We start from the raw sequence: 14,225 nt of genomic DNA on the forward strand, positions 1-14,225 counted from the left end.
ATTTAGCGGCGTGTGCTTTCTGCGCATGAACAGCCTGTTACTTGCCTTGAATGCTCAGCTCGGCAAGAGTCGGATTCCAATCGACCTGGCATCCCAGCTGTTTGAACAGGGAGGCTGGCACCATGACGGCGCCGTTTATCATACTTACCGGGGAGGACAATGCAATGGACTGCCCTTGAATGGCTGCTTCGGCCGAGTCGGGATGGAAAGTCACCGTAGTTTGGCCGTATTGAAGCCTGTAAGTGGTCCCTTCCTGAGTTGTAGAGGCCTCGAGAGAGCCTCCGAGCTCCTTCGCTATGCTTTTTACAGGGACGATGATCGAGTTATTCTTATTGACTGCCGGGAAGGAGGCGGGGAGCAAGCTGCCGTTGATACGAATGGTGATCGGCCGCTGAATGGGAACCGGTGCGTATTCCATGCCATCACCCGCATTACGCGCGACGCCTACCTCGTTCCAATTGTTCGCTCCCCAGCCGAACACCTGGCCTTTAGCATCAACGGCCAAGCGATGGGTATCCCCGGCCGATGCCGATACGATCCGCTGCAGTCCTTTGACTTTAACGGCCGACCTGCCCGGTTTGCCGTCGTACATCCACACTTCGCCTTGCCGGTTCACCAGCAACATATAACCGATGGAAGCATACACATTTTGAACCTGAAGGGACGGCTGAATGCTCACTGGTCTTACATACAGCTTTTCTGTGCCGGAAGAAGCTTGGATAGACGACCATTTCCAAACCTTGCCGGATCTGTCTACTCCATAAGCGTCATAGGCATGCTGCGTGGAAATTTGCTTCAATGCCGGCAAACCCTGTATTTGGACCGGTACGGAGAGGTGGAGCTGATTGTCTGAAGTATTCACCGTAAACCTCCAGACAGATCCGGCGGAATCCAGCGCACAGATATAATCGGATGCTGACTGCAGCTGGACGATATTTTTCAAGCCCTTAACTGAAATCGGCTGGCTCGAATCGCCGCTCTTCTGATCTCTCATCCACGCTTTAACGGACCCATCGCTTCCGAGACCAACACTGTATTTTTGCAGTGTCGTTACTTGCGAGATTCCGGATAAACCCGGGAGTGCTCGCGGAACCTGGGTTTCCCGGACGTAGCCCGGTCGTGATCCCCATTCCCAAACCGTACCGTCGCGTGCGACACCTAATTGGTAACCATACCCATCGGTAGCTATCGAGTTCAATGGTGGCAGTGTGTTGAGACAAACAGGTGCCACCATGCTGGAAACGGCCGTAGTATCGGGAATACCGAGTTCGCCCAATAAGTTTCTTCCCCAGGTCCACACCGAGCCGTCTGCCCGGAGTCCGACCGAATAATAATTCCCGGCTGCTACCTGAACGAAAGCCGTTCCCGAAGCAGCAGTGCTGGAAGCTGACGCGGCCGGTGACTCTGCAGAGCTGGAAACCGATAACCGTGCTGCAGAATCCGTTCGATCTCCCGGTTGCGTGGATGCTGCCGCAAGCGAATGGGGTGATACCGCCGTCACAACCATTGCAGATAGCAGCACCCCTTGCATGAAGTGGGAATATTTCATGATCATCCTCCGTGTTCTTTTACTTGAATCTACTAATCAAGACGCAAGCATCATGTGGGAAGTTGCGCGGCCCAAGCATAATCTTAATCGGACAAGCTCCGTGTCCGGCCAACCGTTGCCCCGGCCGCTCCCTCCGCTTTATAATTCTATTTAGTAGAATCTAGAGACAGGAGGCGGATATGATCGATCAGCAGGAGTATGGAAAATACGTGCTTGGATTGATGGATGAAGACGAGGCTGAAGAAACTGTAGGGCCCATTGAAGAAGAGATGTTTTACGGCTATTTTCAAATCTATATGCCCAGCGGAAAAGGGGTGGAAGCTACGTTCGCACCCTTGGAAGACGGTGATATCTTTTTACAACGTATCCTCCCGATTTATGAAATGCTGGATCCGCAGGACTTTCAAGGGGAATGGGTGCCCGGGTATTTTAACGGAAAATCCGATCATGTATCCGAAGAGGAGCTCAGGGATCTCGGTAAAAGGCATATCCTCGCTTTGAAGCAGCTGATGGACGATCATGCCGAGCTGGAGGAAGCGGTTGAGGCATCGGCGTATCTCGGAACGGTCTCCGAAGTAGTCATCGTATCCGGCAGCGAATTCGAAAAATTCCGAGAGGAGTATGATCCCGTCGTACACGAATCGTTGTTTGAACTGGTGAGTGAGCATACGGATGATCAGGAACCTGTTCAAATGTTGAGCGAGGCTTATTATTCCATTGCCTGTGACTACTGGATTTCGTACTACCTTCAATGGCACCGATACGGGCTTAAAGGAGACCCGCTTGCTCCGTATTTCGAGCTGTACAAGCTCGGATATTCGGCGATTTTTGCGAACGGTAAGCTGTATATCGGTAAGCCATAGAAGTTGAAGCTGTTGTCGCAACGGCACCCTATGAAAAAGGCGTCCATCCAAGATGGCCGCCTTTTTGTGTTTCATACAGTAATGATCAGTTTGATGTGCCGCGTACCTTGCCTTTCTTGAACAGCAGCGGATAAAACAGAATGCCGCTGACGATCAACACAATGCCCAGCAGGAAGGTTTTCAAATCCGCCGTTCCCGCGATGATGACCCAAAGCGAATACAATGCCGCAAGCCCCGCGATCATGCCCTCGGTTACCCGTTCTTTGCGAGCCGTAAAGGTTTCTCCGGTCCAAATCAGCTTAATATGATAGAGTGAAGCAATCAAATAAGGGACCAGATAGGCAAGCGTAGCAATGTAAATGATAAAATCGAACGCGGCCGAGATCGAGCCGGAGATCGTCGACAGCAGCAGAACCTGACCGACCGCGTTCGAGATCCATAGCGACGTCTTCGGCATGCCCTTTCCGTTTTCCTTGGAAAAGGAAGGGAGAAACACGCCCAGCTTGGCGGCCTGAAACGGGACCTCGGCGCTCAGCAGCACCCAGCCGATCGTCGATCCAAGCAGACTGATCAAGCCCAGCGCAGCGAGGAGTTTGCCGCCGATCGGACCGATTACCGCTGTGATACCGTCCACCAGCGGATTCTGGGAAGCCATCAGCTGATCCTGCGTCAGCAGTCCCATTGTCAAGATGCTGATGCCCACATACAGGACGATGGAGATGAGCAGCCCGGCAATGGTTGCGCGGCGGATGTCCTGCTTGCGGCGGGCGCGGGCGGCAAAGACCATGGCGGATTCGACGCCGATAAAAGCCCACAGCGTTCCAACAGCGGCAGCATTGACCTGGGACAGCAGGCTGAGCGTTTCGCCGTTGTCATTGGTCCGTGGAGCCAGGAAGGGGCCGATGTTGCTTTTTTGAAAAGCGAATAATGCAATGATAATAAACAAGGCAAAGCCAACCACTTTGGTAGCCGTCGCTATAAAATTCAATCGGCCCGCACCGTTCATGCCTTTCATGCAGATGGCGTGCGTGCCCCACAGCAGAAGCGAGCAGACGATAAATGTCAGCACATTGCCGGCCTTTAACGTCAATATTCCGGTATCCACCCACACCTTATCGCTGGTCAACACGGGAAAAAAGGTCGACAGGTAACTGGCGAAGGTCGTAATCACCGCCACAAACCCGGCTATATTGCCTACCCAGTACCCCCAAGTGGACATGAAGCCGGCCAGGCGGGAGCCATGTGAGCCTTCCCGGAACAGCTCCTTCGCATAAATTTGCGGCCCGCCGCTCAGCTCCGGCTTACGGACAGCCAGGCTTCCGAAAACCAGCGCGAGCATAAGAACCCCGAGCCCAGTCGCCAGCCAGGCCAGAATGACGCCCGCAGGGCTGGCCGCTTCGGACAGCGAGCGGGGCAGCATAAAAATTCCGGAACCGACCATATTCCCCACGACGAGAGCGGTCAAAATCCAGAATCCCAGTTTGTGTCTGGTCATGATGTCAAACTCCTTTTGAATGAATAATGCATCGACTTGTTGAAAAAACACTGACAAGTATTAATCATACACTTTCTTCTGGTAAAGCACCAGAGTAAAATTCAGGGGAGCCAATTTTATGACGTTAAGCCCTCTATAGGTTTCGCTTGTCCATTCGGCGGGGAAGAATAAAGAAGATAGAACAAAGATGGAACAACTTTGCACAAGGAGCGTGGGAATTTTGAGAGAAATCCGTGAAGCCGATCAAGGGTTTGTGATGGTGGAGGGTGATCGGGCGGTGGCGGAAATCACTTTTCAGCCCGTAGACGACAGAACCATCGTCATAGATCATACGTATGTGTCCGAAGAGCTGCGAGGACAGCGGATCGGGGATGAACTGGTCAAAGCGGTGGTGGATATGGCCCGGAAGGAAGGCAAGAAGATTATTCCCGCCTGCTCATTTGCCCATGTTCAATTCAAGAGGCATAAAGACTATAAGGATGTGTGGCAGCAGGAAGAACGCTGATCGAACAATAAGAAATGAGGTGGGAGATGTGAAACGAAAAACACTCGTTACCGGTGCAGCCGGACGGATCGGAAGCTGTGTAGCGGATGGTCTCCGGTCGACAGGCAAGTATGAAGTGGTCGCAACGGATATTCGGCCCGATCCGGAGCACGGAGTCGGCAAGCTGGATATCACGGATGGAGAGGCTGTGGCGGCAGCGCTGGAGGGTATCGATACGGTGCTTCATTTTGGCTGGGCTAAAGACGAAGACGATTTCCTCGGTAAAGTGCTTCCCATTAACGTGACAGGTGCTTATCACATTTATGAAGGCGCCCGTAAAGGCGGCGTATCGAGGGTTATTTTCGCGAGTTCCAATCATGCCACCGGTTTTTATAAAGTAGGAGAGCATATCAAGCCCGAGGATCACCGGCCCGACAGCTTTTATGGGCTGAGCAAAAGCTATATCGAGCTTCTGGGCCGTTACTATTCCGATAAGTACGGAGTTTCCTCTGTGAACATCCGGATCGGCAATTTTCCGGGCGACGACCGTCCTCACTCGGACCGCACCGCTCATATTTGGATCTCCCGGCGGGATATGGTGCAGTTGGCCGAATGCTGCATTGAGGCAGATCCATCCCTTAAGTTTTTGACCATGTACGGGACCTCAGCGAATGACGACAATTATTATGATATTGGATATCTGCGCGAAAAAATCGGCTATGTGCCAAAGGACAACGCGGCGGACGTGCTGGCACGGCAGGGGCTGGACGAAGACGACATCAAGCAGGAGGAAGGGGTATACCAAGGCGGTCCAGGGGTAAAGAAGGAATAGGCATAGAAAATATAGTTCTGAATATGTCCCTGAGAAAAGCGGGAATTGCTTTTATAAAAAAAGCGAAGGAGTTATGTCGTCTGCAGGCGGCGTAACTCCTTTTCTTGTTGACTTTGATCAATGAGTTTCGGCACAAAATGGTTGCATCGGAACATAAAAACTCCGCCATACGGAACGTTATTCCGTGAAAGGCGGAGTTAGAAGGTAAACAAAAATAGAGTTGCCAAAATAAAAGCAACATGGTAAATTTAAATATGCGTCATGTGATCTTTATTAATTTAATCAGTATTACCTAATTATATCTTACACCATCGCATCGGTTCCGTCAACCCCCATTTTTCAGGAACTCACAAACATTTGTGTAAAGGAGTGTTTCTTCATGAGTCAAGAACTTCAACAGGAGCAGCAGCGGGTGAATCAGGTGATTGGCATCATCCAAGATCAGATCAACGAATATGAGGAAGCGACGGCCCGCCGCCGGCAAGAGGTTGTGGACATCCGTAAGCATTTCTGGGAAGACGTTACGGTGAACACGGACAACTTTGACGATTTTCTAGAAACGATTATCAGCTTAAGGCAGCAGTCCGAGGTCCTCTCCTTAAGCCAGGGCAGCCACCGCCAGTCCTCCAAGCGGCTGTCCCAGCTTCAGCGCATGCAGGATGTGCCGTATTTCGGGCGGATTGATTTTGCCGAAGAGGGAATGAACGAGACAGAGCGCGTGTACATCGGCGTTTCCTCACTCACGGATGCTACCGGTGAAAAGTTCCTGATTTATGACTGGAGAGCCCCGGTCTCAAGCATGTATTACGACTGCACACCGGGTCCGGCTGAATACATCACGCCCGGCGGGCCGATTCAGGGCACGCTGGAGCAAAAATGGCAGTACATCATCCGCAGCGGAGTTATTCAGTCGATGTTTGATACCCGGCTCACCATCGGTGACGAGATTCTCCAGCAGGTGCTCGGTCAATCCGCAGACACGCATATGCGAAGCATCGTAGCGACGATTCAGCAGGAGCAGAACCGGATTATCCGCCATGACAGCGCACGTCTGCTCATTGTTCAGGGCGCGGCTGGGAGCGGCAAGACGTCGGCGGCATTGCAGCGGATCGCTTATTTGCTGTACAAATACCGGAACCGTTTGACGGCGGACCAAATGCTTTTATTTTCGCCAAACGCCATGTTCAAGAGTTATGTCTCCAGCGTGCTGCCAGAGCTCGGGGAAGAGAATATGCAGCAGGTCACGTTTCAGGAGTACCTAAATCACCGGCTGAGCGGCTTCTTCGACGTTGAAGATCCTTACACTCAGCTGGAATACGTTCTTACGGGTTTGGAAGACCCGGACTATCGGGTGCGGATGGCGGGTATCCGCTTTAAGGCGACAAAGTCGTTTTTTGATCGGATTCAATCCTGCCGCCAGGCGTTGGAACAATCCGGAATGGTATTCAAGGATATATCCTTTAAAGGCAAAACGCTCGTTTCCGCCGAGGAAATCATGGAGAGATTCTACAGTGAGCACACGACGCTTCGCTTTGCCAACAGACTGGAAAAGTTGTCGGATTGGTTGAAGGAGCTGGTCAAAGAAGCGGAGAAGGCCGAGCGGAAAAAGCCTTGGGTGCAGGACGCCGTTGAGCTGGTCGACAATGATGAATACCAGCAAGCTTATGCGCATCTTCGGAAAAAACACGGGTTAACCGAAGAATCGGAAGAGGATGTGGATCTGGAACTTGTCCGTAAGGAGCTGGCGCGCCGGATCGTCAGCAGGAAATTCAAACGTATTCGGCAACAAATTAAAGATATGGGCTTTATCGATACGCCGGCCATCTATAAGCAAATGCTGGTTTCCCATCCGGCTGACAGCGAGGTTGAAGGAGCAGAACTTCCTTCCGAATGGAAAGAAATCGGCGAAATGACGTCCCGACAGATGGACCAGGGAAAGCTTTTTTATGAGGACGCAACACCTTATTTGCTGTTAAAAGAGCTGATCGAAGGCTTTCAGACCAATGTTTCGATCCGGCATGTCCTCGTGGATGAGGCGCAGGATTATTCGCCGTTTCAATTCGAATTTATAAAAAGGCTGTTCCCGGCGGCGAAAATGACGGTGCTTGGCGACTTCAACCAGGCAGTCTTCGCGCACGCCGACGGTACGAATGATTTCGGCATGCTGGCCGAATTGTACGGAGAGGAACAAACCGATGCCATTATTTTGAACCGAAGCTACCGGTCCACCAGTCCGATCGTCGAATTTACACGGGCGCTTATCCCCAATGGAGAAGAGATCATTCCTTTTGACCGGAACGGAAGCCGCCCCGTACTCACGAGAGCTGCTGACGCGGATCAATTACATCAGTCCATTCGGCAAAAAGTCAAACAATTCCGGGAACAGGGGCACCGGACCGTTGCGATTATTTGCAAATCCGCAGCCCAAAGCGCATCCGTATTTGAATCCCTTCACGATCTGGGGGATATCAAGCTCGTTACCAGCGGTTCAATCGAATATAAACAGGGAATCGTTGTCATTCCGGTATATTTGGCCAAAGGAATCGAGTTCGATGCAGTGATCGTCTATAACGCTTCGGACGAAGAATACGGAGAAGAGAGCTTGCGTCGGCTGTTCTATACCGCCTGTACCCGGGCCATGCATGAACTGCAATTGTATAGCATCGGGAAGCCGAGCCGTTTTGTTCAAGAGGCAGCTTCATGGATTGCAGAAGAATCGATTTTATGAATTGAAAACCATCCCCATTTCATGTATCGTCAATCACAATGAGAGACGCTGCATGTAGGGAGGACCATATCATGAAGGGTAAGATCGTTGTCGTATTAAAAGCTGTAATCATCCATCAAGGCCGTATTCTGATCCTCAAACGTTCCGGTTCAGACGAAGTAGGCGCGGGAGGCTGGGAAACGGCCGGTGGGAATCTGGAGTTTGGCGAGGATTTGGATACCGCATTGATTCGCGAAATTAAAGAAGAAGCGGGGATTCACGCAAGTATCGATCGATTGCTGTTTGCAACGACATTTTTTACGGATCCGGGGAGGCAAATTGTGCTTTTATCTTATCTGTGCAGAACGGATGAACCGCACGTAACCCTCTCGCATGAGCACGACGAGTATAGATGGGCCACGAAGTCGGAGCTCGTTCAATATTTGCCTGAGGCGATCATCAGCGATTTTACGAAGCATGGCGTCTTTGCGCTTCCCGAATTGATTTAATTCCTGTATCAGTGCGTGGGCGAACGATCTTCATTGCATTTATCCACTCTACGCCGCTTTAGGAGTGAAACATATGTATACTCACAGAGCATTATCCAGGATGGATTTGACAGACATTTGCGGGTTCCCGCAAACGGAACAGGAGCTGCTTTATGTTGGCCCAGGTTTTAGGTTCCCGTTAACACCAGAACAAATATCGCATTCACTCATGAACCGCTTTGAACCAACCGTTGTTATAGAAGAAGATTCAGGCCAAATCGCCGCTTACGCTAATTTATATAACCGAAGTGGTCATGCTTGTTGGCTTGGGAACGTCATTGTCTCACCAAGTCACAGGGGGCGAGGAGCCGGTGAGTTTTTATTGCATGCAATGATGCATAAGGCAAAGGAGGACTATGCGGTGAGGGAACTCTTCCTCTCCTGTCATCATGCGAATTCAAGAGGACTGGCATTTTATCATAAACATTCTTTCAGACCTTTTGATTTGAAAATTTCCCAACTAGATGGCGGCCGCAAAATCATCACGGTGCAAATGAAAAGAAATCTGGGCTGAGTTCGAACAATTTATCGGAAGCGGCGGTTTGACAAGGCATATAAAGAAAGCCCGCTTTGCAGCGGGCTCGTTATGCTCTCCGTTTATCGAATCCTTTATTTAGTTCTGCTCCTCGGCTGCCAGAATCATTCCCGAGTATTCCAGAGCCTGGATTCGGTATGTGCCGCCACTTTCCATGACAATATGCCTGTTCCCGAGCTCGTATTCCTTACCGTCCTCTGTTCGTACGCGGTCCCCGCCACGTCTAGGATCCCATATTTCGACGACGTGCACGGTTTTGACAACTGGCCCCTGAACGATATCTGCTGTTACTCTCCCCAGCATAACTAAAGGGAATAACGATAGGAAGAATATAAAAATGGCTAATAGCAAGTCTGCTCTTCGCGTAACCGATTGCCGTTTGCCGTACCGGAGCACCACGTATGTAAAAATATAGCTGAAAAATATCAATGCCGCGCTGTATCCGGCGATTCCGATCCACAAAAATTGGCGGACATGACCATCATACTTCACCCCGACAATAGCCAGTTCTATCAGGCACAGCATCAGCAGGACGATCCGCAGGATGTTTCTTTTCTTTTGGTACCAGACCCTTGGTGGAGAAACTAGAGCTCCCAACTCCTTCATGGGCATCTCCTTTCGTCATTCGATCATATTTGGACTTATCAAAGCCGACATCTGAAAGCAGGACGCAGCACTCACCGGCATCATTCAAAAAATAATGGAAGATCCTGCAAATTGCAAGCCAAATATCAGGTAACAGGAAAAGTGTATGAATCATCAAGCACACAGGTGCACGCTGCTGAAACCCGATCTAGTACGGCTCCGTAATGTTACAAGGACAACATTTTTGAGCTCACAGGGGGAACGAGCGCGTGGCCAGGCATTCGAAAAGTCAAACAAAGCACAGCAGCACAAAGACTCATCAAGGGGATCGCAAAGGTAAATCCAAGAGGAAAGGGAAACCGGCCGGAAGCCGGGCTTCCCGTTTTTGGCTGGGATTATTAAAATTCCTGGGCTTTTTCATATTAGCCGGCTTGCTGCTGCTGTATTGGGACTCGGCCAGATTGGCCTCATTAATCTCACATGCGGCTCCGGTTCAGCAGCTGACGGCTGACACGAACGGGATCGTCCGGATAGAAGGAGAAGCTGACGGGGAGACCGCTGCAGCGGATCAAGGCAAGTTACGGCAGCGTTACCTGCTCCTTCAAAAGGAAAAGTTTAATTGGCATTGCAGCAAAAGCGGATGTAACTATATGTGGAATGAAGACGCCGTCCCGCAAGTATGGGGGGATTTAAGCATTCAAGGCGTTAAAGTGGAAAGTGAACGTTTCAAATTCTACTCCGACTGGCTGCCTCTGGATTTCGAAACAGTAGAAACGAGCCAACTCCCCTTTGTCCATGAGGGGGAAACATCCCGCCCGCTGCTTGTGGAGAGCCCTAAGGAAACGGCCTACGGATATCACGCGCTTAGTCCAGGGCAAAGGATCACGGTGATCGGCCGGGCCGTTAACGGACATCTGGAGCCCATTCATCTGCCCGGCGAGGGAGAAGATCAGCGTATGATTTTGATTGGAAGCAGTGTAGAGGAGATGCTCTCCAGCGAAAAGGAAACGCAAATCGGGGTTCTCGTTGCTGCCGGACTCGTCATGCTGTTTTTGGTACCCGTGATCGTCGGGTGGATCCGTAAATTGTTCCGGAAGCTACACACTTTGCACAGCTAATATTTTATGTTTTACAAAACCAAAAAAAGCAAATTGATAGAGCAGAGTAAAAGTCCGCGGAAACCGCGGACTTTTTCGTTTGCTCAGAATGGTTAAGCCATTGGAGTTTGCAGTTCTCTCGCGGCATTAGCACGTCCATTTTATGGTCGCGTCAGCAGGAAGTTCAGGAAGAACTGGCCAGACTGAAGTCAGCCAAACAAAGCTCTTAATCCTGGAAGTGAATGGTGTGTGGTGAACCCCTGTCTCTGAGAGAAGCGGGGGTTTGCCTTTTTATAGGGAAAGGATTTCCAGTAACGAAAGTGTCATTGCTTCCTTCCCGTGATATGGTAATCTCATTTAAGGGGATTCATTTCCATTTGGGACCGAAAACCACGGCATAAGGAGGAGAAACATGAGTTTGCTGTCATTTTTGAAAAGATTGCTGGGTTCCGGTTCGGCTTCCGGAGATAGCTCAAAAGAAGGGAATAAGGGTCACGGGTTTGATACACCCATACCACCATACATAGGCATCAATAAAGAGATACAAGGTTTATCCGATCTCGCCATACGATTGGAGAACGCGCTGGGAACGGACTATATGGAGCACGTAAAGCAGCGGGTTATGGAGCGCCATTCCATCAGCCAAACCCAATATCAATGGATGCTGCTTGAATTGAAGAGGTTCTTTCTCATGTGTGCGATTCTCAAGCAGGTTCCCATGTTCAGTAAAGATGCCGACCTGATCTGGCATGAAATGCTGATGTTTACCCGCGATTATGATCGCTTCTGCACCACATTTGCAGGACGGTTTATTCATCATCAACCTAACCTGGCCTACACGAATGATAAAAAGGTGTCAGAAGAAGAGAGGGCACGGTATGATTTGATCTACAGCATGCTGTTTCACATTTATCCGGCAAACGAGGCACTTCTGAATCCGTTTTTCCAATTTAAAATCGACGAAGAGTTCTTTCAAACCTTCGACAATCTAAACGATCAAGAGATCCGCAGCCGATATTTTCAGAGCGGTTCCGATGCCGCAATCGAAGCCATTCAACTGGCCATCATCGGCTCGATCCGAAAACATTATCGTAACGTCAAGTCAGCAAAACCCGGCACATTGAGGGCAAACCGTCCTTTGCCTCCCAGAAGCGGCCGGGGTCAATCCACCGGCATCCGCCGCAGTGAGGAGAGCGGGGTGACGGTAGATCCGTTCAGCTCCATTCTGTTTCTGACGGCCATGGATACGGATCCTTGGAATGATGACAACCCTTCGGGCGATTGGAATCCTTCAGACAGCGATTCTTCGACAAATCCTGGGGTGGACGATTCAGGCCTATCTCCGGACAGTGACAGCCCTAGCGGCGATGATTCCGGCAATTCTTCCTGCAGTTCGTCCAGCGATTCTTCCTGCAGCTCGTCCTCGTGCAGCTCCTCATCCTGCAGTTCCTGTGGAGGGGGAGGAGACTAGGAAACCTGTACTCCTGTACCTTCAAAAAATCCTTCTGCTTGCTGCAGGTGGATTTTTTTGTCATTTATATTGACCGATAGGTCAGCATGATGTATGATTTTACTAACCAATTGGTCAGCATGCACGAAAAGAGGTGATGAGACTGCCGATACAGCTCTACGAACAGGAGAAAATTTTGCAAGCCTGCTTAACTGTGTTTGCCCGCAACGGTTACAAAAACACTTCAACGGAAATGCTGGCGGCTGCTGCCGGGATCTCCAAAGCTTTGATCTTTCATCATTTCACAAGTAAGAAGAAACTGTATCTTAGCTTAGTGGACCACTGCTTTGAGAAGGTCCGAACCGGTATCCATTATGATGAGCGGACTACGGAACATGCTGTTTTTTTTACAGCCATCACGGAGCTAAGCCGTGCGAAACTCAGCTATTTTCGCGAGCATCCGGATGAATGGAAGTTGGTGTATGAGGCATTTTATGCCACACCTGATGGCTTGAAGGAGGAAATCGAGGATAAGTACGGCCAGGTGAGCGAAGCCCGGAATGCGATGTTGGCACAGCTTTTTGACAAGGTTCCTCTTCGCGAAGGCATAAATCAAAAGTATGCATTCGAGCTCGTCATGTCCGTAACCAGACATTTCGAAATGAAGTTTCTGGATGAGACGAAGGGGATGAGCCATATTGACGAAGCCTATACCCGCGGCCTTATGGAGGAATTGGAAGCTTTTTGTGACATGATTCGATACGGTATGGAAAACTAAAGTGAAGAGGTGAGCGGCCGTGAAAGACATCACCAGCAGTGATTTAGTGGCACCGGAAACGATGCGTGATTTCAACGCGTTTTACCAAAAACTGGTCAATCGTCAGGAAAGACTTTACCGGCTTGACGACTTTTTTGGCATGGGCGAAGCTTGGATAGCTTTTCGGTATGAGGATGTCTCAGCGATTTTGAAAGATCCCCGGTTCCTTTCGGACCGGCGAAAGTTCGCTTCACAGCAACAATCTTCACCTGAGAAAAGCTCCGTCAATGAATTGCTCGAATGGTTCAAAAGCATGCCTAATATGCTCATGGTGGATCCACCCGACCATACCCGGCTCCGGCGTTTGGTTTCCAAAGCATTTACGCCCCGAATGATTGAGGATCTGCGCCCGCGCATCCAACAAATCACCGACGAGCTGCTGGATAAGGTGGTCAGCCGGGGCAGGATGGAACTCATTTCTGAATTTGCTTATCCGCTGCCTATCATCGTAATCTCGGAGATGCTGGGAATCCCGGGCCATCATCAGGCGCGCTTTCGCGAGTGGACCCACAAGCTGGCCGAAGGCGCGCTGAACCCCGACCAAGCAAACTTGGTTCAAGAAGCCCTCCAGGAGTTTATTGATTACATTCAATCTTTGATTTCCGAAAAGAGGGTGCGGCCCGGAAACGATGTTATCAGCGGTTTGCTGCAGGCATATGACGAGGGCGATAAACTTAACGAGAACGAGCTGCTCTCTACCATTTGGCTGCTCATTACGGCAGGACATGAAACGACCGTGAATCTGATCGGCAACGGAACCCTGGCACTGCTTCAGCATCCGGAACAAATGCAGCTGCTTCGTGAGGATCCGGCCCTTCTGCCGGGTGCGGTTGAAGAGCTGCTCCGGTATGCGGGGCCGGTTATGATTACGGGCCGGGTTGCAGATGAAGATATCGAGATCCATGGTACACTCATTCGAAAAGGCGAGATGGTTATGGTTTCGCTGGCCGGAGCGGATATGGATGCAAGCCGATTTGACAGGCCAGAGCGGCTGGACATCACAAGACAAGAAACCGATCATTTGGCGTTTGGCAGAGGAATCCATCTTTGCTTGGGAGCACCCCTTGCCCGCATGGAGGGACAAATCGCGTTCGGCTCGCTATTGCGGCGCTTTCCCAACCTGCGTCTCGACGTGAAACCGGAAGACCTGGCCTATCACTACAGCACGCTCCGATCATTGGTGAGCCTTCCTGTCAGCTTTTAAAGCTTCTTCATATTCATGTTAGAGGAAAAGTCCGCGAAATGCGGACTTTTTCTTTTGCT

At 50.5% G+C, this 14,225-nt stretch carries 13 protein-coding genes; 10 read left to right on the forward strand and 3 right to left on the reverse strand.

Going from position 1 to position 14,225, the window contains the following annotated elements:
* Nucleotides 1–37 precede the first annotated feature (37 nt).
* Complete coding sequence (locus GCU45_RS32670; RefSeq protein ID WP_167527310.1) at nt 38–1,549, reverse strand: stalk domain-containing protein; 1,512 nt, start codon at nt 1,547–1,549, stop codon at nt 38–40.
* Nucleotides 1,550–1,728: 179 nt separating this feature from the next.
* On the opposite strand from GCU45_RS32670, the gene GCU45_RS32675 reads away from it, so the two are divergent.
* Nucleotides 1,729–2,412: a hypothetical protein gene (locus GCU45_RS32675; protein WP_244364710.1), complete on the forward strand. Its 684-nt coding sequence runs from the start codon at nt 1,729–1,731 to the stop codon at nt 2,410–2,412.
* Nucleotides 2,413–2,497: 85 nt separating this feature from the next.
* Here GCU45_RS32675 and GCU45_RS32680 read toward each other — a convergent pair whose 3' ends face one another.
* Complete coding sequence (locus GCU45_RS32680) at nt 2,498–3,907, reverse strand: amino acid permease (protein ID WP_208837171.1); 1,410 nt, start codon at nt 3,905–3,907, stop codon at nt 2,498–2,500.
* A gap of 220 nt (nt 3,908–4,127) precedes the next feature.
* Between GCU45_RS32680 and GCU45_RS32685 the strand changes: the two genes are divergently transcribed.
* From GCU45_RS32685 to GCU45_RS32705, 5 genes are all read left to right on the forward strand, one after another.
* The gene (locus GCU45_RS32685) at nt 4,128–4,412 is read left to right on the forward strand and encodes a GNAT family N-acetyltransferase (protein WP_208837172.1); all 285 of its coding nucleotides are present in this window, start codon (nt 4,128–4,130) and stop codon (nt 4,410–4,412) included.
* 28 nt (nt 4,413–4,440) lie between these two features.
* Entirely contained in the window at nt 4,441–5,223 is a 783-nt protein-coding gene (locus GCU45_RS32690) for an NAD-dependent epimerase/dehydratase family protein (RefSeq protein WP_152404319.1), read from the forward strand.
* Between the two features lie 379 nt (nt 5,224–5,602).
* A complete protein-coding gene (helD, locus tag GCU45_RS32695) occupies nt 5,603–7,951 on the forward strand; it encodes an RNA polymerase recycling motor HelD (RefSeq protein WP_152404320.1) in 2,349 nt (782 codons plus the stop codon).
* Nucleotides 7,952–8,022: 71 nt separating this feature from the next.
* Nucleotides 8,023–8,439 carry an NUDIX hydrolase gene (locus GCU45_RS32700; RefSeq protein ID WP_152404322.1) on the forward strand — a complete coding sequence of 139 codons (417 nt, stop codon included), beginning with the start codon at nt 8,023–8,025 and terminating at the stop codon, nt 8,437–8,439.
* 73 nt (nt 8,440–8,512) lie between these two features.
* On the forward strand, nt 8,513–8,992 hold the full coding sequence (locus GCU45_RS32705) for a GNAT family N-acetyltransferase (RefSeq protein WP_152404324.1): 480 nt from the start codon (nt 8,513–8,515) through the stop codon (nt 8,990–8,992).
* Between the two features lie 99 nt (nt 8,993–9,091).
* Here the strand turns inward: GCU45_RS32705 and GCU45_RS32710 are convergent, their stop codons facing one another.
* Entirely contained in the window at nt 9,092–9,619 is a 528-nt protein-coding gene (locus GCU45_RS32710; RefSeq protein WP_152404326.1) for a hypothetical protein, read from the reverse strand.
* Nucleotides 9,620–9,867: 248 nt separating this feature from the next.
* Between GCU45_RS32710 and GCU45_RS32715 the strand changes: the two genes are divergently transcribed.
* The 4 genes from GCU45_RS32715 (at nt 9,868) to GCU45_RS32730 (ending at nt 14,166) form a co-directional block, all read left to right on the forward strand.
* Nucleotides 9,868–10,716, forward strand: coding sequence for a hypothetical protein (locus GCU45_RS32715; RefSeq protein ID WP_152404328.1), 849 nt, complete (start codon nt 9,868–9,870; stop codon nt 10,714–10,716).
* Between the two features lie 391 nt (nt 10,717–11,107).
* Complete coding sequence (locus GCU45_RS32720; protein WP_152404330.1) at nt 11,108–12,166, forward strand: glycine-rich domain-containing protein; 1,059 nt, start codon at nt 11,108–11,110, stop codon at nt 12,164–12,166.
* 136 nt (nt 12,167–12,302) lie between these two features.
* The gene (locus tag GCU45_RS32725; RefSeq protein ID WP_244364711.1) at nt 12,303–12,923 is read left to right on the forward strand and encodes a TetR/AcrR family transcriptional regulator; all 621 of its coding nucleotides are present in this window, start codon (nt 12,303–12,305) and stop codon (nt 12,921–12,923) included.
* Between the two features lie 19 nt (nt 12,924–12,942).
* Nucleotides 12,943–14,166, forward strand: a complete 1,224-nt coding sequence (locus GCU45_RS32730; protein WP_152404332.1) for a cytochrome P450 family protein — start codon at nt 12,943–12,945, stop codon at nt 14,164–14,166.
* The last annotated feature ends 59 nt before the right edge of the window (nt 14,167–14,225 follow it).

It is taken from the genome of Paenibacillus cellulositrophicus, assembly GCF_009363095.1.
In the GTDB taxonomy this organism is placed as follows: Bacteria; Bacillota; Bacilli; order Paenibacillales; family Paenibacillaceae; genus Paenibacillus_AQ; species Paenibacillus_AQ favisporus.

Excerpts from the sequence above, each read along its gene's own strand:
- GCU45_RS32670 (WP_167527310.1), bottom strand. The coding sequence starts at position 1,549 with ATGAAATATTCCCACTTCATGCAAGGGGTGCTGCTATCTGCAATGGTT.
- GCU45_RS32675 (WP_244364710.1), top strand. The coding sequence starts at position 1,729 with ATGATCGATCAGCAGGAGTATGGAAAATACGTGCTTGGATTGATGGAT.
- GCU45_RS32680 (WP_208837171.1), bottom strand. The coding sequence starts at position 3,907 with ATGACCAGACACAAACTGGGATTCTGGATTTTGACCGCTCTCGTCGTG.
- helD (WP_152404320.1), top strand. The coding sequence starts at position 5,603 with ATGAGTCAAGAACTTCAACAGGAGCAGCAGCGGGTGAATCAGGTGATT.
- GCU45_RS32700 (WP_152404322.1), top strand. The coding sequence starts at position 8,023 with ATGAAGGGTAAGATCGTTGTCGTATTAAAAGCTGTAATCATCCATCAA.
- GCU45_RS32705 (WP_152404324.1), top strand. The coding sequence starts at position 8,513 with ATGTATACTCACAGAGCATTATCCAGGATGGATTTGACAGACATTTGC.
- GCU45_RS32710 (WP_152404326.1), bottom strand. The coding sequence starts at position 9,619 with ATGAAGGAGTTGGGAGCTCTAGTTTCTCCACCAAGGGTCTGGTACCAA.
- GCU45_RS32720 (WP_152404330.1), top strand. The coding sequence starts at position 11,108 with ATGAGTTTGCTGTCATTTTTGAAAAGATTGCTGGGTTCCGGTTCGGCT.
- GCU45_RS32725 (WP_244364711.1), top strand. The coding sequence starts at position 12,303 with ATGAGACTGCCGATACAGCTCTACGAACAGGAGAAAATTTTGCAAGCC.